This is a genomic window from Paenibacillus sp. P4_E11 (assembly GCF_056401635.1).
In genome coordinates, this window is sequence record NZ_JBFUIX010000003.1 from 182,521 (window position 1) to 204,429 (window position 21,909).

Genomic DNA, 21,909 nt, shown 5'->3' on the forward strand with positions numbered 1-21,909 from the left:
AGATTTCAAAGCGCCAATATGCGATTTTTGGAAACCGGAGAATCGGTATCGCTCCAAATTTACTTTTTTGATAGAAATCTCTCCTTTTGTTTAGCACGTTTTTATATAAGGCACCCCATGTGCCTTGCCAGTCGATCGAGCAGTAAAATACCTGCTTCCTCCTCCACACGAGCACGTTCCAGCAGAGCCATTGCAGTCTTCGCGTTTTCCGGGTCATTGGGTTGTCCACCTGACGGGAACGGAAACTGCTTGCCTAATTCACCTAATGCTGCGGCAACAGCTGTATAATGCAAGGCTGCTTGAGCAGCGATAGCGGCTTCCGTAGGGTGTCCGGCTTGCGAGAGGCTTCGCTCCAACCCTTGTATGTACTGAGCCGCGTGCGTTCTAGCATCCGCAGTCACATCAACGGTATATGCGTTGCCGATCAGATCGACAGACCGCCTTCTGAACGCATCCTGCCAACAAGCATAGGCGGACAATCCGCACGTATACCCGGCAAATGTAAGCTCGCCATAGGCATGTCGAACTGCCATCTGCAGCGTACGACGAACCGTCTTCCATCCAACACTCAACATTGCTCCCGTAACGGATAGAACGAATAATCCGCCCGACAAGCCACGACCCAGTTGGTCGTAAGCGATAACCTTCTTCGCCCGCCGATCCTCGGCTTGCAGCTCCTGCCTCGTATCATCGTATCCGTAAATAATGCCGAACTCCGGCGTGAACAAGTCCCAAGCCATTACCGGTTTTCCGCGATTAATGGATCGTCTAACGAGGGCGATACCCTTGTTCAGCATGAAGGGAGTCGGCGGCGCACCACCATCTCCCTCGAACTCGCAATCCAGACCCAGATTCGAGAGCCCCTCCTTGAACCTGGGCTCCCAGTAATACATCATCGGCCCAGATGCATCTACACGCTCTTCTTCCACCGTCAACCGAAACGCTTGGCCTGTTAGCCCCATGACCTCGGTTAATGAATAATCCGGTTGTCCTATGAACGGTAATACGGCATACAATGCGCCGGCAAATGATGTTTTACATCGCTTCCATTGCCCGGATCGACTTCCTTTCTTCAGCGACAATACCTCTTGTTCGGGCGTCGCTCCTGCTGCGTCCAGGCTGGCTTCCCGAACATAGTCCCGAAGCCGGACGCGTTCGCGTTCCTCTTGAACCTTACCTCTTGCCCGTGCCAACGACTGATACACGCTATCCGTGGACGTCTGAAACAACCGAGCAATTGCTGCCGGAGACAACTGTCGGAAGAAATGGGCTTCGAACACAGCCCGCTCCTTCACAGTGAGACAGCCTAGCAGGTGACGCATCGTCTCGATGAGTTCTTTTTGCGCCAGCCAGGCAGCAGGATCGTTTGGATCATTCTGCTGATCCCCCGACCCGCTCATGAACAGTAAAACACTGCCCAAATCCGACCAGTCCGTGGCTCCTGCAAGACGATCACGATCAAGTAAGCCGGTGAACGTACGCTCCTTACCGGAATTCTCACTTCGCCGCAGCTTCATCAGCGCCTCGTTACGAACGATCCAGTGCAGCCATGGCAAGAAACGCTCCAGGTCGGCCAGCGTGCCGAGGTGCATGAAGGCGCGAAGCAGCGCGTCTTGGACGATATCCTCAGCCAAGTGAGGATCACGTGCCACACCTTGCGCCCAGTTGAATGCCCTCGCCCGATGCCTTCGCACCAGTTCGCCGAACGCCTCTTTGTCGCCGCCTCTCGCCTGAGCAACCAGGTCGCTGTCCGATAGCACCGCTTCTTCCAACTCCATCATCCCCTCCTGAATAGTAAGATGCATGAACTGTTAACAATTTGAGCCTGAATCGAGACGTTTGCAACAAAACTATATTTTTTTTCTAATCAACTAAAACCAAGAAGAGGCTGTCGATCATACCATCCATTACAATGTAAATTTCTGACGGAAATCCTCCTAGCATCATATGGTCTTTTCTGCCGTCCACCTCTCATAGCATGTATCAGGGAATAAAACGATTATGACGGGGGTGCAACTCATTGACGAGAAGTGTACGTACTTGTAAAAGAATTCGTCCATCCAGAACCTATCACGGGAAACAAGGTTTCGACTATAGCGAGGCGATCTCATTTGAAACCGTAGGGGCTGAAGGTATTTGCATGCATCTGCTTACGATTCCTCCCGGTAATCGGGCCAAAGCTCATCTTCACGAGCACCATGAAACCGCGATCTATATATTGGAAGGGCATTCGGCCATGTGGTATGGTGACAATCTGGATCAGTACATGGAGGTGAACGAAGGTGACTTTGTGTATATCCCGGCTGGAATGCCGCATCTACCCTTCAATCCGGGGACACAACCGTGTACAGCCTTGATCGCACGAACCGATCCGAATGAGCAGGAGAGTGTTCTATTGCTTCCGGAGCTGGAAGCGATCTGGGCTAAACAACAGAGCTAAGCAGAAGAGGATGAATCAGAGAATCTAGAAACCGACCTAGCCCATACGGGTAGGCCGATTCCTCATTCTAGCCGCATCAAGAATCCGGTCTTCTGTCCTTTTACAAATCCGCAGTTTTCATAAAACTTATGAATCTCTTCACGTTTGGAGCCGGTGAGCAGCATGACTTTGTAGCAACGATGTTCCTTGGCGATTTCGACTGCTTTATGCAGCGTCATTCGGCCGTAGCCGTGTTTCCTATGTGCTGCATGGGTCACGACATTCTCAATCACGCCGTAGGGTCTGGCATTCCGGGTGAGATTCTTGATGATCGTCAGCACGCAGGAAGCAACAAGTTCGCCTTCTTGCTCGATCACGATGATGTGCATGTAGCGATCGTTCAGAATGTCATGCCACAGCTCATCCAGGTGGGGGCCTGGGGCGAGATCAGGATCGTTTTCGTTCAAATGTTTGTACAGTTGGAGAAGCCCGCTTAACTCATTCGGTCGAATAATGCGGGCAACTGCTGATGATGAATTGGACATGGATACCCCTACTCCCTATATACGATTCGAAATGCACGCTCCGGATGCTGTCGGCTGAATCTCCCTAAAGCTTGCTCCAGCTGCTTCAGTCCTTCCGGGTCTAACTCCTGCCACACACGATGTCCCACAATCTGTACCCGTCGTGAGTACTGGCGTGAGCCTGCGGCAGCTTCCTTCAGGAAGTCGTCCATGTTGCCGCGGAAATAACAGTTGGCGAATCGAGTTGTCCCATCGGGTTGCCGCATGACCATCGTCTGCAATTCCCATGCACAAAACTTATTGCCGTCTGGGTCGTAGAAGTAGAACGCCATCCCGCAACCATTCGCATCGCGAAGCTCCTCCACCTTCGCCCCATTATCCTGCAACGAACGATGCACCTCTACAATATCGTCCACCTCGAATGACAACATCGACAGCTGGAAATCCGGTCCTGACCAGACATCCGTCTGAAAAGTCATACGCGAACCATCGGCCGCCTTCAGCACGAACAATTCCGTTCCGTTGCCAAGTGCAATAGATTCTCCATTCGTGTCCCGCTTCATAGGCTTTGAACCGGTTCGCTTCAATCCAAAATGCCGATTGAACCACTGAATCGTCTCGTAAGGATCAGAAGCAGGGACGTAAATACAGTTAATACTTTTCAGTACTGGTGCGGACGGTGGAGTGATCTCCTTGTTTGCTACCTTGGGCGTTTCCTGAATTTGCACGATTTCTTCGATCATGTGAAGTTCCTCCTTAATATTGGATTCTCTAACAAGACGGGGCAATCGGGGAATTCCGGTCAGCCGGGTCCATATTTTTTTGTGTCAGCACGAAAAGGTGACCATCACGGTCCTGGAACCGGCAACGCAGGCGATGTTCCTCACGTTCTACCTGACCTACGTTTACGCCTTCGTCACGTAATCGATGTACTAACAACTCCAACTCATCTACGTCAAATGCAAGCAATTCGAACGGCTTGGCAAATCCCACGTTCCCTGCTTCCGGTTTCAACAAATACAGTTCCATTCCTGAGCCTATCGACAAGGAAGCCCCGTTAGCACCCGGTAATACGTCCTGCATCGAACGAAGACCGAAGTGGTCCCGATACCATTGCGCTGATAAATAAGGATCCACTACGGGGATATAGTAGCAATTCAGTTGACGCAGCAATAACGAAGTAACTCGCATTCGAAACGCCGCCCCTAGTTGCTTGGCTTGCAGTGTTTCTTCGATCACCCCTTGAAGATCACGCTTCAACTGCTGCTTCGCCCGTCTGACCCGGCTCTCGATCGCGCTGACCGACACGTTCAGCAATCGTGACATTTCCGGCACCGTAATGCCACTGATATAGTGGAGGATCGCAGCTTCGCGATATGTCGGCTGCAGCCTACCGAGCGCCACCCAGACCGCCTCCCGTCGCTCATTCTCCTCTGCTGCTTCCTCAACCGTACGTGGTTCCTCCAACTGAATCAGCTTGTTGAGTCCAGGCGTTACACACCGATTTTTCCGCAGCATATCCAGACTTATCCTACGGGCGATTGCATACAGCCAGCTACCGAATTTATGATTCTCTTGCAGGGAGGACAGACGGGAATATCCTCTGATCAGCGCCTCCTGAGTAATATCCTGGGCCAGATGAAAGTCGCCCGTCCGATGATAACCAATTGCAAACAATACATTCATATACCGGTCCATCAATTCCGGGTAAGCGGTTAGATCCCCTTGTAGCGCTTGCTGGACCAATTGTTCGTCGGTCTTCCTCATACCATCCTCCCGTCACATTCCTCTTGTCATTTCAATTCCTCAGCACGTATGAGAAATCCTGTTCGAGTAAAAGAAAATCGGCTGCAATTGCAACCGATCGAGTCGTGGACACCATAGAGTGATTAGCTTTTCTTCGAATTTTGCCAAACATTGAACTTGTTGCCGTCCAAATCTTTGAACCGGAATTGCAAGTCACACCCACCATAATCCACGATAGGCTCAACCTCTGCGCCGTTCGCTTGCAAGGATTGGTGCAGCTTGATGATGTCTTCCGTCTCGAAGGTAAGAGAGAACATCTCGAAATTGTCACCCTCCCAATGATCCGTGACGAAATTCGCATTACCAGGCGTTTTCGATTCCATCAGGAACAGCCACTGCCCGCTCCCCATAATCATAATTCCACCCTCTGGACTTCTTGGCTTAAGACCTAATACCCGCGTGTACCATTCCTTGGCTCTCGGCATATCGGCTACGGGAATGTAATTGCAGAGCACGCCTTTCAACAACGGAACGGCAGGTGGTGCTACGGGTTGGACGCATTGGGCAGGCTGAGTTGTTTCGGGTTGCTTCATGAGCAAAACCTCCCAAGATATATTGTCCTTCATGTCTACTCCACCTTCTCAGTCACACACTCCCCCTGGAAGGGCGGACAAGGCGATGTGATCCAGGAGTTCACGGATGCCTGCCGCAAGTACGGGATCAAGCCTGGGTTGTATTACTCGCCGTATGACAGCTCTGCGGATTTCTACTCTCAGAATGCGAAGGCATATGACGATTACTTCGTCAAACCAGATCACCGAACTGTTAGGCAATTATGGCGACATTGACATCTTGTGGTTCGACGGCATCTACTCATATTCAATATTGGCGATCCTAACTTCCGCTGGGTTGGCAATGAAGACGGAATTGCACCGCTGCCGTGCTGGAACGTCGTCGATTCAACTGGCTTCTCCATCCTAACCGAGGAGAAAGACCTGTTGGAAGAGAAACTATGGTTGCCAACTGAGTGTGATGTACAGATCACGGCGAATTGGTTCTATAGCGATACGGATGAGCAAATGCTCAAAAGCCTGGATGAGTTGGTCGGGCTCTACTATCTCTCGGTAGGTCGAGGAGCCAACCTGCTGCTTAATATCGGACAAGGCCATCATCCGCCTGCCCCTCGTGAACGTGAGAGGTGTGGTCCTCGAGATTCTAGAAAGCGACGGTGATCCAATATACGGTCGTTCTCGATCTACAACGCTGGAGCACGATAATCGCCTACCAGAATCTAAGGGATCAAGCTACAATTCCGAACCGATTGCCGTCCGGGTCGTAGAAGGAATAGCTGGTGCCTAGAGCACCTGGCTCGCTACCCGGCTCCACGCGAATGTGTTGCCTTTTCAGCTCCTCATACACGCACGCAGCGTCATCAACGGTGAAGACAAGAACAGGCATGCCTGAGCGTGCTTGTTCCGCCATTATGGATCGACGGACCTCGATCAAATACAACCTATGTCCGGACGGGAGCAGCAAATTACCGTGTCGATCCAGATTGATGCCGAAATGCGTCACAAACCAACTTGCGGTGATCTCCTTATCCGTAACCGGGATATAGTAGTGCCCCACTTGCTTGACAATCCGTTCCACCACACGAGTGACGATAGAATCCGTCGATTGCCCGGTATGAAATTGCTGGCCCCAACTGGTCAACAAGTCTTCGCGGAGAAGCTTGCGTGTTCTGCGAAGGCGGCTCTCCACTGCGCTGACCGATACGTTCAGGAACGCTGCTATGGCAGCCATGGACATCTCGCTCATATAGAACAGCATCATCACAGCTCGGCTCGGTTCGTCCAGCTTGTGCAGAGCGTGCCTGATGTCCAGTTGTAGATCGTGCTGTGCCGCAGATTCAGCGGATGATCCGACGAAATCCGGGTCTAGCTGCTCGGTGAACCGGCTCTCCCTCCCCTGCTTTCTCTTCCAATCCAAACTTAGACGTGAAGCAATCGAATACAACCAGCTTCCGAACTTCTGTGGCTCTTGCAGCGTATTCAACTTGAGATAAGCTCTAGTGAACGTCTCCTGAGCAACGTCCTGGGCAAGATGATAGTCACCTAATACCCCGAATGCTACCGCGCAGATCGCATTGGTATACGTTCTGACTAGTTCGGTGAACGCGTGCACGTCACCATCACTGGCTCGTTCCACTAGATTAGAATCGGCTTGGTTCATCTGCCCACTCTCCCTCGCTATCCTCAAATAGTCCTGAAATCGAAATATTTTTTACAGGTTGCTCACGGGGTACGTTTTGCTCGTAGGCTGTACCGATGCCGCAGCACCAGTTGCCTTCGTCAGAACAGCCAGCATCTGCTCGTGACCGTTTATTTGGTTTGTAACACGCGGTCGTTCCAGTATCGGTTGTCCGAGGATAGCACCGATTTCAGGAACATGCCGGTATGCGACCCTTCGATGGCAGCTACTTGTTCTGGCGTGCCCTGCGCAACAACGGATCCTCCACCCTTGCCGCCTTCTGGCCCCATATCGATCAAGTAATCCGACACCTTAATGACATCCAGATGGTGTTCGATGACTAGCACGGTATGTCCATTGTCGACCAACTGATTCAAACAATCGATCAACTTCTGAATATCGTGCAGATGCAGGCCAGTCGTGGGCTCGTCAAGAATGTACAGGTTGTGCGAGCCCCGCTTCAGCTTGCCGATCTCCGTCGCCAGCTTGATGCGCTGCGCCTCGCCGCCGGATAATGTAGTGGACGACTGTCCGAGCTTTAGGTAACCTAGGCCCAACTGATTCAGCACGTTCAATTTATGCAGGATGTACGATTGATCATTGAAAAAGCTAACCGCCTCTTCGATGCTCAGTTCCAGTACCTCCGAGATGTTCTTGCCGTTAAACCGCACTTCAAGCACGTCATTATTGAAGCGTGCACCTTTGCAGGCTGGGCATACCGATTCAATATCTGCCATGAATTGCAGCTGAGTCGTCACAATGCCTTCGCCCTGGCAGTTCTCGCAGCGGCCGTTCTTCTGATTGAAGCTGAATTCGTTCTTGCCAAGCCCCCGCTCCTTGGCATCGTCGGATTCCGCGAACAGCTCACGAATACGGTCGAAGAAGCCGACATATGTGGCTGGATTGGAGCGTGTGCTGCGTCCGATTGGAGACTGATCGATGTTAATAATGCCGGACAAGTGCTCGGCACCTTCGATTGAATCATGTTCGCCCGGCACGATGCGCTGATCCTGGAATATCGCATACAACTGCTTGTACATCACTTCGTTGATCAGCGTACTCTTCCCGGAGCCGGACACGCCGGTCACACAAGTCAGAACGCCGAGCGGGATGTCAATATTGACGTTGCGCAGATTGTTCGCCCTTGCTCCACGTATCTGCAGAGCCAGCCCGGAGGACACCCTCCGCTTGGAAGGCACCTCGATGCGTCGGGCTCCGGACAGGAAGGCACCCGTCAGCGATTGCTTCGACTTGCGCAGTTGAGCAGCCGTGCCTTGGGCGATTACTTGACCGCCTCGCTCACCTGGACCCGGACCGATCTCGATGATGTGATCCGCACTGCGGATCGTATCGATATCGTGCTCCACGACAATGATCGTATTGCCGATGTCGCGCAGCTTCTTCAGCGTCTGTACGATCTTCAGGCTGTCTCGGGCATGCAGTCCAATACTCGGCTCGTCGAGTACATATAACATGCCCATCAAACCGGAGCTGATCTGCGTCGATAGCCGGATACGCTGCGCTTCACCACCGGAGATCGTGTCGGACCTCCGACCCAAGTTCAAATACTCCAAGCCAATATCGATGAGCAGCGTTAGCCGGGAGTCGATTTCGCTGACGATTTGCATCCCGACTTGTCGTTTATGCGGCGCGAAAGTCACATCATCCAGAAACGCCTTCAATTCCTTGAGCGGAATGCTGCAAAGCTCATGGATGTCCTTATCGCCAATTCTCACGCTGAACCGCTGAGCCTTCAGCTTCTTCCCTTCACAGTCTGGACATGTGTTCTCGACCATCACTCTCTTGAAAAACTCGTTGTCCCCGCCATTGCCGCCTCTCTTCTTCACAAACCACTTGTACCAACGGTTCACTTCGGCAACTAGTCCGTGGTATCTTCTCAATTGACCTACCTGCCGTTGGGCATGGCGGGAGTCGGTATTCGTAAGCAGAAGTGGGAACTGTTCGCCCCTCGTTCCGTTGAACAGGATATCGACGAAATCCTCGGATAATTCATGGAACGGAGTATCCAGGCTGTAGCCGTAATGCTCGAACAAGCTGTGCAAATACATGCCCCTGTAAGACTTTTTCGTACTTGGCCCGAACAGGGAAGGATCTAACGCGCCTTTGCTGACACTTTTCTCCGGATTCTTGATCAGGAATCGTTTCTCCGTCCGCAAGTAGGTCCCGATCCCGCCGCATGTCCGGCAAGCGCTGTTCGGATCGTTGAAGGAGAAGTAGGACGGATGCAGCTCGCCAATAACAAGATGATGCTCCGGGCAGCCGAACCCTTCATAGAACGCTTTCATATCTACCGGCTTGTCATCCTCAGCACGTGTAATTTCGAAGCGGATAAAGCCCTCGCCAATCAAGCTCAGACTGTTCTCTATCGTCTTGGTGAGCGACTTGAACAAGCCTGGTTCTACGACTACCTTGTCTACCACAACCTCCATCTGATATTCCGCTTCCTCATCCAACTCGACCGGATCACCTAGATGATGTACGTTCCCATCTATCTTGACACTGCGGAAGCCCTTCGCCCGAATCTCGTCAAATAAGGTCTGGTAGTCTTCGTCGTACAGCTTGAAGATCGGGGCGAGCACTTCCAGCTCGGTGCCTGTCGGCAGGGCCTGAACGTGGTCGATCATCTGGTTCACTGACTTCGTCTCGATCGGATGCTGACAGAACGGACAGCAAGCCTCGCCGGAAGAGGCGAACAACAGCCGCAGGAAGTCGTACATGTCCGTCATAGTCCCCACCGTGGAGCGGGGATTCTGATTGCCCTTCTTCTGCTCGATCGCAATGACCGGAGACAGCCCGAATACAAAGTCAACATCAGGCTTCTTCAACTGATTCATCCGGCTCTTGGCGAACGTTGAGAGCGATTCCAGAAAACGACGCTGCCCTTCCCCGTAGATGACTTCGAATGCAAGGGAGGATTTACCCGAGCCGCTGACCCCGGTAATGACCGTCATTTGATCCCGCGGGATGTTGACGTCGATATTCTTCAGATTGTTCTGCCGAGCGCCTCGGACTTCAATACTTGTCTTCATGAATGGCTGTCGCTCCTTTTAGTCGAAAAAGTCATCATTGTGCAGCATATACCCCGGCTCATCGAGAAAAACCCGACTCTTCGGCGTGGTCCTTGCGTTGAGCGGGACTTGCAGGATATATTCACGCTCCGTCAGCCAACTGCAGGCCATCTCCAGAAACCCTGCATCCAGCCGCACGACCGCCCCCAGCTTGTCCGCCATCTCCGTGATCGAACGCACGTCCTGCTCCTGCTTCAAGTAATCGAGAATCGGGCGGAATAGCTCCAGCTCCCGTTCTTGCAGAAACGCTACAATCCGATCCAGGGTAGTCCTGACCTTCCCCATGTCGACTGCCCCGGTCACTAACCCCTCGTATATGTCTCGAAAGAAAGACGGATTGAATGTCATCGCCTGCAGTACAGCTTCCCGCATCGGCACTTCACCATGGCGGATCACTTCGATCTGCGCCAGCGCGTCGATCATCTTGATGATCCAAAACGCACTATAGGCCGCGTCCTGCTTCACATAACACCACTTCTCCGCCTTGGCTAGCGTAGCTAACACATGACACCCGAGCTGCAACAGCTGCAGCTGCCGGTCGCGTTCGCCAATATAGCGGATATTGGCAAAGTAGTCCTCCAATGACTTATCCTTGGTGAACAGCAGCGTTCCTCGCAGCAAGTAGGCATGACTAAACGAGGTCGCCACCGACTTCTCCACCCAGCGCTTGAACTCATCCCGCGTCTGAATGCTGGCGTTAATCGGGATTCCGTCCTCTACAAAGCACATCTGGTGCTTGATCAGCTTCTGATCCTGCACGATCAGCTTCATGTCGATGTCCGATTTCTCCCACACCTGGTCATAGGACAGGCTGCCGAGCAGAATCGCCGCTATGATCTGATCGTCCTTCCGTGCCTTCTCCACAAAGGCTTGCAACGCCTCTCGGTAGGCGATGTTGATTGGGGTATCCATAGGCTTGATGGCTCCTTCAGTATGAATGGAAGCTGATATAATTCGAAAGCATTAACAATTGAAGCAATATTCTGAGTGTGGTATCATAGGATTATAAAGACCAAGTGCTCTAACACTTGGTCCCTACAATTGGCTTGGATGGTATATCCCCTTCGAGTCATTATAAGAGGACGAAAACCCACCTTCGGCGCTAACCTTCGGGTGGGTTTTTACTTTCTCTTGTTGTTATTGCTGATGTATGTTAAAAGTGCAAGGATAAACATTCCAAAGAGGAACATAATCGTGATTGCATCTTTTACTTCCATGGCTTCACCTCCTTTTAAAGGGAAACCATGCCCACCCAAGATTCAATTGTATCTATATTTTACCATCTAACTTTTATACGAACAAGTGCTCTTTTTTCTAGATCCTAAATGAACGGACACCAGAGACCTTATTTGCTGTTAACGCCTCTGTTTCACGATCTTTACGGACTCAGCAGCCCTTATTTCACACAATTCCATGTGTCGGGGCTCCATTAAAGGTAAATAAGAGATCCTGTGTCCGATAGAATGCAATTCGACTCTAAAATCAACAAATAAGGGATCCTGTGTCCGTTCGAATCTATCTCCGGTACGATAACAAACCCTCAAGCCGCCCCTTAACATCCAACCACTCGTCATCGATCACACTATAAACGACATAATTTCTACGGTTGTATTTCTTCCGGAACATCCCTTCCCTAACCGCTCCTAACCGTTCAATCGCCCGTTGTGACCTAATATTATCCGGAGTCGTAATCAGCTCCACACGAACCGCCGACCATTGTTCGAACGCATATTGCAGCAAGAGATACTTGCATTCCGTATTCACCCGAGAACGCCAAACTTCAGGTGTGTACCAGGTGGAACCAATGTTCAAGTTACGATTCTGCTCAGATATTCTAAGGTAGCGAGTCGTTCCAACAATCCGATTAGACTCTTTATCCAACACAGCAAACGGATATTCCTCTCCGCAATCCCTGCCATACAGCGCCTTGACCACAAACGATTCCATCTCTTGTATGGAAGAAATTACCCGTGGATAGTAGGTCCATATCTCAGGATTTCTCGAACATTCGTACAGTGGCTCAATATGCGCAATCTCTAATGGAAGTAAAGCAACACGTTCACCAACCAACTCACTAAATATCACTTCCTATAACACTCCCCTTACCCCTTAACCAAGGATAAACTCAAAATCGCACTTATCAGGTGAAGTCTAACATAGTTGTTAATATAATCAAATCGATGCAGCGGCCCGGCTCGGATGGGGAGCAGAACTAACGCCCCCATATTTAGCGAGCTTATGGGTTCCCAGGCCTCCCTCTCGGTATGGTATAATAACCCATAGCGGTACATAGTGCGAAGACAGGAGTAAGGCTGCTTATGAGTTTATTGCAAAAGTATTTTTCGCGAAAATTCTTTTGGCGCATCGTCACAACCAATACACTGCTCGTGGTCCTATTCTTGCTGGTCTTCTGCTCAATCATCTATGTGTATTCCCGCAATACGACGCTCGAGCTTCAGCAGGACGCCAATCGCAAAGTACTCAATCAGGTCAATTACAACATCGACAACTTGAACGATATGGTGAAGTCGTTGGCTGTGTCTTCCTTCTACGATCGGGACTTGATTTCGCTGATGTATACGGAGGAACCGGAGATATTCCAGTACTACAATAAGCTGAACAAGCTCGATCAGATCGTCAACACGAACCTATTCGTGAGCGCTGTAGAGATCTATAACGCCAATAACAAATGCACCTATTCCAACTCGATTGTAGCAGTGTCGTGCAGCCAGCAGGAGAAGAGTAAGTTGCAGAACTACTTGATTCAACAACAGAACGTGCCGAAGCTGACCCTGCTTCCATATACCATGAAGGTAGGCGGCATTGACCGCAATGTATTTGCTTACTTTATGTACAATTCGGTTGGTAGCTACACAAACAATGAAAGCGTTCTCATGGTTGCCGTGAAACCGGAATGGCTGTTCGACAACATTCGCACCCTGAATGAATTGGCAGCCGGTGCGCTGGGTAATGTCTTCCTGGTGGACAACAACGGCCAAGTGATCGATCGCAATGAACAAAGTGAAGCGGTAAACGCCCGCCGCGAGGAAATCATCGCCAAGCTTAAATTAGAAACCAAACCTTCCGGCTACTTTATCGTTAATAATCAAGAGGGCAAACAAATCGTGTCTTACATGTCCTCGCAGCTCAACCAATGGAAAGTGATAAGCATTCAGCCGTACAACCAACTATTCGGCAGGATTAATCAAATCGGCACGTTTGCCTTGTTCGCATTGATCGCTTTCGTCGCGCTTTCGTTTATCGCTTCCGTGCTGTTCTCCGTTCGTTTATACAAGCCGGTAGGCGGGCTGGTCAATCAATTGCAACTGATGCCGAACCGCGGATTGGAGCTTAACGGCAGCGATAAAGATGAAATGACTTTTTTGACGAACGCCTACAAGAACATGCAGAACAATATCAACCAGATGCAAGAAACCGGCGTCGCCAATCGGCAGACGTTGTACGAGTATTTTGTGCGCGAATGGATTTCCGACAGCTCTGGCATTACGGCGGAGCAGGTCCGGCAATATGCCGACGGTCAGATCTGGTTGGCCGACCAACCATTTATGCTCATCTTATTGAAGATTGACGATTATGCGGCCTACTGCCACGACCGCAACGAGTTGGAGAAGAGGCTTTGCCGGTTTGCGACCTGCAATATCGCGGGAGAGATTGTCGGCGAGCATTATGCGAACCAAACCATCGACATGATGGGCGATCACCTGGTGTTGCTGATCCAACTGCCGACTCCCGGCGGTGATAGCGAATTCGAGGCGTATGCGTTCATTACAGAGCAGATGCATCGTATTCAGGATACGTTGCACAATTATTATAAACTTAGCTTAACGGCGGTACTGAGCGAACCTATTGCCGACTATCGGGCGATTACGACGCATTATCAACTGACGCAAACGCATGCGCTTTATCGGATGATCGCGGGCAAACAGACTGTGATTACGCCGCAATTGTACAACAGTCAGCAGAAGCGAGCGGATGAGCAAGTTCCCGCCGAACAGTACAGGAAACTTGCCGAGAGCATCAAGAGCAATCAGCAAGAGCAGATGAATCAGCGGTTGGACGAAGTGTTCCGGACGATTGCCACCTTTCACTGCGAAGAAGTGGACGAGGCGATCATGCAACTGCTGATGATCATCAACCAGACCGTGCGGGAAATGAAATCACCAAAAGCTCATTCCATGGCGGTTGTGTTGCAGCGCTACAGAAGACAAGTGTTGGAACAGGAAACACTCCCGGCTATGCGACAATTGATCGGCCACATGCTGGAGGAGCTAACTATCGAGCGCAAGGCCGGTAAATTCGACAAACCCGAGTTTCTGATCGGCGCGGTGAAAGAAATGATAACCCAGAACTTCACCGACCCCAACCTTAGTTTGCAATCGATAGCTGATGCGCTTAAGATGTCTCCGGGGTATCTCGGTCGTTATTTCCGCGGCAAGGAGTCCATGTCTATCGCCGATTACATCAACGAAAATCGGTTGACCCAATCGCTTCATCTGTTGGAGCAGACCGACGATAGCATCGTGGATATTATTAAGAAAATCGGGTTCAACAACGAGAGTAACTATTTTAAATTATTTAAGAAACGATACGGCATTACCCCGAAAGAATATCGCCTGACACGAAATCCATGATCAAGCTGTTACCCTCGGACCTGCAAGGCAGACGGAAATCCCGCGCCGCTGCAGGTCTTTCTATTGTTCTTAGGTCGCGGCTGCGCATAATTTCACAGTGGAGCATGATTTTATAGTCGTCATTTTACAGCCATTGTACGATCTTATCAGTATTCAGGGGGGCTGTGAATGGAACATAATCAAACCATACAAACGATTTGACGAAAGGGAGGTGAGAGTATGAATCCAATTGTTTGGGCTAGAAAAGAAGGCAAGCTGTTATACAAAAACCGCGAGCTGTTCATAATGGCGTTACCCGCTGTATTGTTCAAAATTATTTTCAACTACTTGCCATTGATCGGACTGATTATTGCATTCAAGAAGTACAATTACGCACAAGGCTTGTGGGGAAGCGATTGGGTCGGATTCCAGAACTTCAAATTTTTCTTCACCTCCGACAATGCGTTTCGGATTACGCGGAATACGATCTTTTACAACGGCTCATTCATCGTGTTGACGACCGCGATTTCCGTCGTGTTCGCCATTATGATGAATGAAATCAGCCGCCGCTGGTTGAAAGTCCACCAGACGGTGCTGTTCCTGCCTTATTTCCTCTCGTGGGTCGTCGTCAGTTATGTGACACTCGGTTTCCTTGAGCACAAGAACGGCTTCCTGAATCAGCTGTTTCTTTCTTGGGGGGTAGATCCGGTCAAGTGGTACCAGGATCCCGTATACTGGCCGGTCATTATTATCCTGGTCTACTTATGGAAATCGGTCGGATTCTCATCGCTGATTTATTATGCGGGTATTCTCGGAATTGACCCTTCTTATTATGAAGCCGCCCGCATAGACGGGGCGTCGAAGCTGCAAATGGTACGCAACATTACGATCCCACTCCTAACACCTCTGATTATCATTTTGTTCATCGTAGCAGTGGGCGGCATCTTCCGTGCTGATTTCGGTTTATTTTACTTCGTGCCTAATGATGTGAGCTTCCTGTATCCCGTTACGGATGTCATTGATACGTATGTGTATCGGTCGCTTCGCGTAGCCGGTGATGTCGGCATGTCGACTGCAGTCGGATTGTATCAATCGGTTGTCGGCTTCTTCCTTGTGCTCACAACAAATTGGATTATCAGAAAAATTAACTCGGACAATGCGTTGTGGTAGGGGGACAAGCATGAACACATCCGTTACGAAAACAAAAGTCGCGCCGCTTATTATCAACTTGTTTTTCACCCTCTTGTCCATAGCGGTGTTGATTCCACTCGTTCTAGTCGTCTCCATCTCGCTTACGGATGAGAAATCGCTGATCGCCTCGGGCTATCATCTGATCCCGCAGAAACTGAGCTTCCTTGCGTACGATATTATTCTGCAAAGCCCGAAGCAGCTATTGACCGCTTATGGTGTCACCGTGCTTGTTACCGTAATTGGGACGATAGGCGGATTGCTGCTTACGTCGATGGTCGCCTTCGCGATATCACGAAAGGACTATCGTTATCGCAGGGTAACGACACTGTTCATCTTCTTCACGATGCTGTTCAGCGGCGGGCTAGTTCCGTTCTACATCTTGGTTTCGCAATACCTGCATCTGAAAGACACGATATGGGCGCTCATCATCCCTTATCTGATTAGTCCCTTCTATGTGCTGATCATGAAAGGATTCATGGAGAAAATTCCCCAGGAAATTTTCGAATCTGCGAAGATCGACGGGTCGAGTGAAAATCGGATTTTCTTCACGATCGTCATCCCACTCTCGCTGCCTGCGCTCGCAACTGTCGGTTTGTTCATTTCCTTTGTGTACTGGAATGATTGGTGGCTGGGTCTGCTCTTCATTAACGAACCGCATCTCGTGCCGCTGCAACTGCTGTTGTACCGCATCATGAACACGATCGAGTTTCTGACTAACAATGTGAATCTCCTTAATGTGGCTATCGACTTGACGCAATTCCCTAGTTTGTCCGCACGGATGGCCATGGCGGTGCTTGCTGCGGGTCCGATGATGTTCGTGTTCCCGTTCTTCCAACGTTATTTTGTCGCCGGGCTGACAGTAGGTTCGGTTAAAAGTTAAAGGGAGGTCCATTCAAACATGAAAAAGACATTTGTTAGCAGAGTCGTTATTGGGATGATGATCTTGTGCCTTGTCGTTGCCTTGGCCGCTTGTGGTTCGAAGGACAACAAGGCCGCCTCGACGAACCCCGCCGATTTGAAGCCGGTTGAGCTGATCTGGTATTTGCCGGAATCGGCCATTCCCGCCGACCTTAAGACAGTGGAAGAAGAGGTTAACAAAATTACAAGAGCCAAAATCAATGCTACAGTGAAGCTGAACGTCGTCGCGTTCGGCGATTACACGCAAAAGATGAACACTGTCGTCGCCTCGGGTGAGAAGGCGGATCTGATCTGGACCTCGAACTGGAACTTCGACTATGTGCAGAATCAGAGCAAAGGCGCGTTCCTTGCCTTGGACGACTTGATCGATAAATATGCTCCCGACGTGAAGAAAAGCATGCCTCAGTTCGTGTGGGATGCAACGAAAATTGCCGGCAAAATATATGGCGTCCCGAACTACCAAACCGTTACGAATACGGAAGGCTTCATCGTTCTGAAGGAGATTGCCGACAAATACAAGCTGGATCTGAGCAAATTGAAAAAACTGAACGATATCGAGCCGATGCTAGCGCAAGTCAAAGCGGGTGAAAAGGCGGATTTCGTATATCCGTTATATCGTCTTGGAAACTTCGGCAATATGGCACGGATGTACAATCTGGAGCCCATCATCGCCAACATCGCTTTTATTAACCTGAAGGACCCGAATAAGGTGTTAAGTGTATTCGATACCCCGGAGTATATGGATTATATTAACACGGTTCGTGGTTGGTATTTGAAAGGATACATCAACCAGGATGCCGCTACGCTCAAAGCGTTGACAGATCTGCAGAAATCGGGCAAAGTGCTATTCGGCTACCATAATGCGCTCAAACCGGGCGGCGAGGCCGAAACAAAAGTGCAGATGGGCGGCAGAGACGTTATTTATGGTAAAACGACAGAAACCTATGCAGGGACGAACACGATTATTACGACCATGCAAGCCATCAATGCCAAGTCGGCCAATCCTGAACGCGCAATGATGCTAGTGAATTTGGTGAATACGGATGAGACCCTGTATAACTTGATGAAATTGGGTGTGGAAGGCAAACATTACACGAAAAATGCGGACGGCTCCGCCAAAATTATCAAAGATGGCGGCTACGCAATGGCCGACTGGACGATCGGCAACGTATTCAAGGGCTTGATTCTGGAAGGCAAAGATCCGAAGGTTGCGGAAGCGACTCGCAAGGAAAATGAGGGTGCCAAACCGTCGCCGATCATGGGCTTCAAATTCCAGCCGGGAGCGGTGTCCGCAGAAATCTCCAACGTCACAGCACTGATTGATGAATACGGTCCCGGCTTCAACACCGGCACAGTAGAAGCTAAAGACAAGATGACGGAATACAAAGACAAATTGAAAAAAGCCGGCATCGACAAAATTATCGCTGAGGTGCAAAAGCAACTGGACGAATGGAAAAAGACGAAGTAAACGTAGACGCCCTTTCGCTTCCAATAGGAAGTTGGAAGGGCGTTTTTTCGTGTAGAAACTCCGGTATGCTTGATCAAAGTTTCCGAACGACGTCGAGTATTTATGATAGACTGCTAATAACTGTTATGTATGACAATCGAGAAGTCGGGTTAATAATCAGCAGGGGTAGATGGAGGGGTCCGATGTTACACAAGATAGGAAGTTTGTCGCTCAAGACGAAACTGTTTCTACTGATTCTCATCTTCTTCTGCATACCGTCGATTCTCATCGGCATGAACTGGCAGTCGCGGTCAAGCCAAACGATCGAGAAGATTGCCGTCGATTACGATCAACTATTGGTCGGACAAATACAAGACCGCTTGGATGCCTATTTCAAAGATTTGGCCAAAGATTTGTCGCCCTATTTGGTGCACCCGCTCGTTACCCAATATATATATTTGGCTAAAGGAGATACATATGGGGATTTTGCGATTGGGCAACGTTTGCAGAAAGAAGTATTTCCTAGCCTACTATTCTCCCGCAATGAAATAACCAGATTTTCCCTTATATCGGCAGAGGGGCCCATCGTTACAAGTGAGGGTGGATTCGATCCCGCTGAACGGTATCGTTCGGTGTTGAATCTGCTGTCCGATGATAGCTCCTTCAAGGTGTTGAATATTACTTGGTATAATGGGAAACCGATCGTCACAGCAGCACAAAAAATCGTTGACGCCTCCCTTTCTTCCGCGCAAGGGTTATTTGTCATTGATATTGACTTGTACGAGCTCGCCCGATTTTTTGGCAATATTCAATTGGGGCAAAGCGGGTTTATCTGGATATTCGGCAAGGATGGGGAGATCATCTATCATCCTGACCACGGGAAGATCAGCAATAGATTGGAACCGGCGGTGCGGGGCAATTTCGGCAGCTCCAACGGTTATTTCATGAGCACGATTGACAGAGAGAAGAAGCTGATTTATTACAGTCAATCTTCCCTTACGGAGTGGTATATCGTCTCGGAGGTGCCTTTTCACGAGTTAAACGGAACCTTGATGGTGCTACGCAATACGTCCATCGCCTTCATGCTATTGCTCATCTTACTTGCGCTCGTCGTAGGCGGCATAGGTTCGTTGACCGTTACGGGTTCTTTGCTGAAACTTCAGCGGCTGATGAGACGGGCAGAGATAGGGGACCTTAGCGTGCGCGCGCCTGGCAACCGGTTGTTTGTCGAGATTGATAGCTTGAATCAAGGCTTCAACCGAATGATAGCCGAACTAAGACGATTGATCGAAGTTGAGCATCGCGCCGAGCTGCGGGAGAAGGAAATGGAGATCAAGCAGCAGGAATCGATGCTGCGGATGATGCAATCGCAAATCAATCCGCATTTTCTATATAATACACTGGAAGTGATCAACTCTTACGCGATCGTGACCGATGTCCTTCCGATCAGTCGGATGGCCACGGCCCTCGCCCGCATTTTTCGCTACAGCATCAACCATTCCTCAAGACGGGTTACTTTGCAGCAGGAGCTGGACTATATCCGTACGTACTTATCGATTCATTCCGAGAGGAACCTTGATTTTATTCTCGATTGGGACGTAGATGAACACCAGGCAGCAAATGTGGAAGCGGCGAGCTTGATTATACAGCCGATCGTAGAGAATGCCTTCATTCACGGCTACGACCGCTATAAGCTAAGTGCGGACTATATCGGTATTCACGGCAGAGAAGAACAATCGAGCTATATCGTGACGATTAGTGATCGTGGCGGAGGTATCGAAAGCGCTGTCATGAAACAATTGAACGACGTGTTCCTGGGTACGGCTGATCCGATCATTGCCACTGAAGGAAGAATCCCGTCCGATGGTGGAGGCATCGGCTTGTGGAATGTTCATAAGCGCATCCAGCTCACCTTCGGAAGCAACTACGGGCTGTGGATCACCAAGTCGGACGAGAGCGGCACGGATATAGAAATCCGACTGCCGTTGAAGTAGCGGGGCAACGAGTTAGAGATGATCCGGACTGTCATTAAAAGCAACATGGGGGTAGGGAACATGTATTCAATCGTAATCGTCGATGATGAACATATGATCAAACAAAGTTTGCGCAAACTGATCGAAAAGGCGGAACATGGATTTCAGGTGGTCGCGGATGCCAAGAACGGCATCGAAGCACTGGAGCATGTTGCCATGTACGCGCCGGACCTGCTGTTCATCGACATCAAGATGCCAGTCATGGACGGCCTGGAGCTGCTTGAGCAATTGGCCTTGCGCGAAGGCGATCGTGAGGTGGTCATCATCTCGGGGTATGACGATTTTCGTTACGCGCAGAAAGCATTGCGGTTCGGGGTAACGGATTACATTCTGAAGCCGATCGAACCGGAGCAGGTAATCGCGGCGCTTCACCGTGTCGCTGCCCGGCTGGCAGCCAAAGAAATGGATATGGTGCGGGACAGCAGCTGGGTCCAATATTGCCGAACGCATGGAACGGTTATTGCTGAATTGCTCTGGCTGCTAGAGGACGCCCGGTTGCTGGACAAGCTTGCCTTGATCGACCGCCAGTTTCGCGAGCAAGGCGTCTCGTCACGCTTGATGAAGCAGCTGTATATGAATTTGACGGCGCTCGTCTTTCTTGAACTGCGAGACAAAAACGTAGAGGGCTTGGACGCATTGTCGGTTCGGGTGAAGGAAGCGGGTACTGAGCATGTATTCTCCATTATGAAGGATGTGATGACGGAGGCAGCCGGCATCATTCGTCGGAGTCGCAATTTCGGCCATCGGAAAAGCATCGAATATGTTGTCCACTATATTGAGCGAACCTATCGGCAGGAAACCCTATCGCTATCCGAGGTGGCAGATCAAATCGGGATATCCGTGTCTCATTTGAGCTTATTGTTCAAAGAGGACATGGGAATCGGATTCATCCAATACGTAACGAAGAAACGAATGGAACAAGCGATGTTATTGTTGCAGGACCCGCTCAGCAAAGCGACGGAAATCGCTCACCAAGTTGGATATGGTGACTACTCGCATTTCAACAAGGCGTTTAAGAAGTATTGCGGGGTTTCGCCGCAGGAATACAAAAAACGCTTTGGCGTTTATTAAGCACAACACAAGACTTTGCCAAAAAAACAACCACAATTCCAAAAAAATCGCCTATGTTCCATCGTGCCCTTCTCTTAATGTATATCTTGTAACCTAAATCGCTTTCTAGTACAAAAAGGGAGGAATTCGCATGGCCGGTCGTCACACAAAAAAAGGGATCGTTCTACTGCTCGTAATGGTGCTCGCAATGGTAAGTGTTCTTGCGGCATGCAGCAGCAAGTCAGAAAGTGGCAATGAACCCCCCAAAGAATCGCCGAAAGTCAGCCTTCTATTGTCCCATGCCAACGCACCTTATACAAAAGCAGTTACCAATTGGGATGACAATGAGTATGTCAAAGAATTGGAGAAGCTAAGCGGATTCGATCTGCACTACGAGTTCCTCGGCCACACACCAGATTTCATACCACAGCTGACCACTCGTTTCGCATCGGGCAATTTGGCCGATCTAATGCGCACAGAAGGGATTGAGTCAAGCTCAGCTCCAGGAGCTGTAGACGCAGGTGCGTTCACCGAGCTCGGACCGCTTATCGACAAATTCGCGCCGGGTCTGAAGAAAGCGATTCCACAGAGTGCATGGGACAGTCCAAGGG

The 21,909-nt window shown here is 50.1% G+C and carries 19 protein-coding genes and 1 pseudogene; 10 read left to right on the forward strand and 10 right to left on the reverse strand.

Features of this window, described 5'->3' with window-relative positions; translation table 11 throughout:
• Positions 1 to 101: 101 nt before the first annotated feature.
• The gene (locus AC1DWB_RS02645; protein ID WP_477539466.1) at positions 102 to 1,781 is read right to left on the reverse strand and encodes an RNA polymerase sigma factor; all 1,680 of its coding nucleotides are present in this window, start codon (positions 1,779 to 1,781) and stop codon (positions 102 to 104) included.
• A 239-nt stretch (positions 1,782 to 2,020) separates the two neighbouring features.
• On the opposite strand from AC1DWB_RS02645, the gene AC1DWB_RS02650 reads away from it, so the two are divergent.
• Positions 2,021 to 2,440: a cupin domain-containing protein gene (locus AC1DWB_RS02650; RefSeq protein ID WP_477539467.1), complete on the forward strand. Its 420-nt coding sequence runs from the start codon at positions 2,021 to 2,023 to the stop codon at positions 2,438 to 2,440.
• Positions 2,441 to 2,502: 62 nt separating this feature from the next.
• Here AC1DWB_RS02650 and AC1DWB_RS02655 read toward each other — a convergent pair whose 3' ends face one another.
• From AC1DWB_RS02655 to AC1DWB_RS02670, 4 genes are all read right to left on the reverse strand, one after another.
• On the reverse strand, positions 2,503 to 2,964 hold the full coding sequence (locus AC1DWB_RS02655) for a GNAT family N-acetyltransferase (RefSeq protein WP_477539468.1): 462 nt from the start codon (positions 2,962 to 2,964) through the stop codon (positions 2,503 to 2,505).
• Between the two features lie 8 nt (positions 2,965 to 2,972).
• The gene (locus AC1DWB_RS02660) at positions 2,973 to 3,686 is read right to left on the reverse strand and encodes a VOC family protein (RefSeq protein ID WP_477539469.1); all 714 of its coding nucleotides are present in this window, start codon (positions 3,684 to 3,686) and stop codon (positions 2,973 to 2,975) included.
• Between the two features lie 28 nt (positions 3,687 to 3,714).
• The gene (locus AC1DWB_RS02665) at positions 3,715 to 4,710 is read right to left on the reverse strand and encodes a sigma-70 family RNA polymerase sigma factor (protein ID WP_477539470.1); all 996 of its coding nucleotides are present in this window, start codon (positions 4,708 to 4,710) and stop codon (positions 3,715 to 3,717) included.
• A 122-nt stretch (positions 4,711 to 4,832) separates the two neighbouring features.
• Positions 4,833 to 5,282 (reverse strand): VOC family protein, encoded by a 450-nt coding sequence (locus tag AC1DWB_RS02670; protein WP_477539471.1) that lies wholly within the window; start codon positions 5,280 to 5,282, stop codon positions 4,833 to 4,835.
• Between the two features lie 87 nt (positions 5,283 to 5,369).
• On the opposite strand from AC1DWB_RS02670, the gene AC1DWB_RS02675 reads away from it, so the two are divergent.
• Both AC1DWB_RS02675 and AC1DWB_RS02680 read left to right on the forward strand, forming a co-directional pair.
• A complete protein-coding gene (locus AC1DWB_RS02675) occupies positions 5,370 to 5,537 on the forward strand; it encodes a hypothetical protein (protein ID WP_477539472.1) in 168 nt (55 codons plus the stop codon).
• Between the two features lie 6 nt (positions 5,538 to 5,543).
• Positions 5,544 to 5,921, forward strand: coding sequence for a hypothetical protein (locus AC1DWB_RS02680; protein ID WP_477539473.1), 378 nt, complete (start codon positions 5,544 to 5,546; stop codon positions 5,919 to 5,921).
• A gap of 67 nt (positions 5,922 to 5,988) precedes the next feature.
• On the opposite strand, the gene AC1DWB_RS02685 is transcribed toward AC1DWB_RS02680, so the two are convergent.
• From AC1DWB_RS02685 to AC1DWB_RS02705, 5 genes are all read right to left on the reverse strand, one after another.
• On the reverse strand, positions 5,989 to 6,921 hold the full coding sequence (locus AC1DWB_RS02685) for a sigma-70 family RNA polymerase sigma factor (protein ID WP_477539474.1): 933 nt from the start codon (positions 6,919 to 6,921) through the stop codon (positions 5,989 to 5,991).
• Between the two features lie 149 nt (positions 6,922 to 7,070).
• On the reverse strand, positions 7,071 to 9,989 hold the full coding sequence (gene uvrA, locus AC1DWB_RS02690; RefSeq protein ID WP_477539475.1) for an excinuclease ABC subunit UvrA: 2,919 nt from the start codon (positions 9,987 to 9,989) through the stop codon (positions 7,071 to 7,073).
• Positions 9,990 to 10,007: 18 nt separating this feature from the next.
• Positions 10,008 to 10,940 carry a hypothetical protein gene (locus AC1DWB_RS02695; RefSeq protein ID WP_477539476.1) on the reverse strand — a complete coding sequence of 311 codons (933 nt, stop codon included), beginning with the start codon at positions 10,938 to 10,940 and terminating at the stop codon, positions 10,008 to 10,010.
• Positions 10,941 to 11,149: 209 nt separating this feature from the next.
• Entirely contained in the window at positions 11,150 to 11,245 is a 96-nt protein-coding gene (gene comI, locus AC1DWB_RS02700) for a competence inhibitor ComI (RefSeq protein ID WP_239483764.1), read from the reverse strand.
• A gap of 298 nt (positions 11,246 to 11,543) precedes the next feature.
• Positions 11,544 to 12,113: a GNAT family N-acetyltransferase gene (locus AC1DWB_RS02705; protein ID WP_477539477.1), complete on the reverse strand. Its 570-nt coding sequence runs from the start codon at positions 12,111 to 12,113 to the stop codon at positions 11,544 to 11,546.
• A 233-nt stretch (positions 12,114 to 12,346) separates the two neighbouring features.
• On the opposite strand from AC1DWB_RS02705, the gene AC1DWB_RS02710 reads away from it, so the two are divergent.
• From AC1DWB_RS02710 to AC1DWB_RS02740, 7 genes and pseudogenes are all read left to right on the forward strand, one after another.
• On the forward strand, positions 12,347 to 14,680 hold the full coding sequence (locus AC1DWB_RS02710) for a helix-turn-helix domain-containing protein (protein ID WP_477539478.1): 2,334 nt from the start codon (positions 12,347 to 12,349) through the stop codon (positions 14,678 to 14,680).
• Positions 14,681 to 14,899: 219 nt separating this feature from the next.
• Positions 14,900 to 15,829: an ABC transporter permease gene (locus tag AC1DWB_RS02715; protein WP_477539479.1), complete on the forward strand. Its 930-nt coding sequence runs from the start codon at positions 14,900 to 14,902 to the stop codon at positions 15,827 to 15,829.
• Between the two features lie 10 nt (positions 15,830 to 15,839).
• On the forward strand, positions 15,840 to 16,730 hold the full coding sequence (locus AC1DWB_RS02720) for a carbohydrate ABC transporter permease (protein WP_477539480.1): 891 nt from the start codon (positions 15,840 to 15,842) through the stop codon (positions 16,728 to 16,730).
• A gap of 18 nt (positions 16,731 to 16,748) precedes the next feature.
• Positions 16,749 to 18,236, forward strand: a complete 1,488-nt coding sequence (locus AC1DWB_RS02725; RefSeq protein ID WP_477539481.1) for an ABC transporter substrate-binding protein — start codon at positions 16,749 to 16,751, stop codon at positions 18,234 to 18,236.
• A gap of 182 nt (positions 18,237 to 18,418) precedes the next feature.
• Positions 18,419 to 20,209, forward strand: a complete 1,791-nt coding sequence (locus tag AC1DWB_RS02730; protein ID WP_477539482.1) for a sensor histidine kinase — start codon at positions 18,419 to 18,421, stop codon at positions 20,207 to 20,209.
• Between the two features lie 60 nt (positions 20,210 to 20,269).
• Entirely contained in the window at positions 20,270 to 21,319 is a 1,050-nt protein-coding gene (locus AC1DWB_RS02735) for a response regulator transcription factor (protein WP_477539483.1), read from the forward strand.
• Positions 21,320 to 21,449: 130 nt separating this feature from the next.
• A pseudogene (locus AC1DWB_RS02740) lies at positions 21,450 to 21,909 on the forward strand (hypothetical protein); the annotation flags it as partial.

Bases quoted from the DNA above. Each gene is read 5' to 3' on its own strand.
- AC1DWB_RS02695 (WP_477539476.1), bottom strand. From the start codon at position 10,940: ATGGATACCCCAATCAACATCGCCTACCGAGAGGCGTTGCAAGCCTTT.
- AC1DWB_RS02645 (WP_477539466.1), bottom strand. From the start codon at position 1,781: ATGATGGAGTTGGAAGAAGCGGTGCTATCGGACAGCGACCTGGTTGCT.
- AC1DWB_RS02655 (WP_477539468.1), bottom strand. From the start codon at position 2,964: ATGTCCAATTCATCATCAGCAGTTGCCCGCATTATTCGACCGAATGAG.
- AC1DWB_RS02670 (WP_477539471.1), bottom strand. From the start codon at position 5,282: ATGAAGCAACCCGAAACAACTCAGCCTGCCCAATGCGTCCAACCCGTA.
- AC1DWB_RS02685 (WP_477539474.1), bottom strand. From the start codon at position 6,921: ATGAACCAAGCCGATTCTAATCTAGTGGAACGAGCCAGTGATGGTGAC.
- AC1DWB_RS02665 (WP_477539470.1), bottom strand. From the start codon at position 4,710: ATGAGGAAGACCGACGAACAATTGGTCCAGCAAGCGCTACAAGGGGAT.
- AC1DWB_RS02660 (WP_477539469.1), bottom strand. From the start codon at position 3,686: ATGATCGAAGAAATCGTGCAAATTCAGGAAACGCCCAAGGTAGCAAAC.
- AC1DWB_RS02735 (WP_477539483.1), top strand. From the start codon at position 20,270: ATGTATTCAATCGTAATCGTCGATGATGAACATATGATCAAACAAAGT.
- AC1DWB_RS02715 (WP_477539479.1), top strand. From the start codon at position 14,900: ATGAATCCAATTGTTTGGGCTAGAAAAGAAGGCAAGCTGTTATACAAA.
- AC1DWB_RS02720 (WP_477539480.1), top strand. From the start codon at position 15,840: ATGAACACATCCGTTACGAAAACAAAAGTCGCGCCGCTTATTATCAAC.
- comI (WP_239483764.1), bottom strand. From the start codon at position 11,245: ATGGAAGTAAAAGATGCAATCACGATTATGTTCCTCTTTGGAATGTTT.
- uvrA (WP_477539475.1), bottom strand. From the start codon at position 9,989: ATGAAGACAAGTATTGAAGTCCGAGGCGCTCGGCAGAACAATCTGAAG.
- AC1DWB_RS02725 (WP_477539481.1), top strand. From the start codon at position 16,749: ATGAAAAAGACATTTGTTAGCAGAGTCGTTATTGGGATGATGATCTTG.
- AC1DWB_RS02730 (WP_477539482.1), top strand. From the start codon at position 18,419: ATGTTACACAAGATAGGAAGTTTGTCGCTCAAGACGAAACTGTTTCTA.
- AC1DWB_RS02710 (WP_477539478.1), top strand. From the start codon at position 12,347: ATGAGTTTATTGCAAAAGTATTTTTCGCGAAAATTCTTTTGGCGCATC.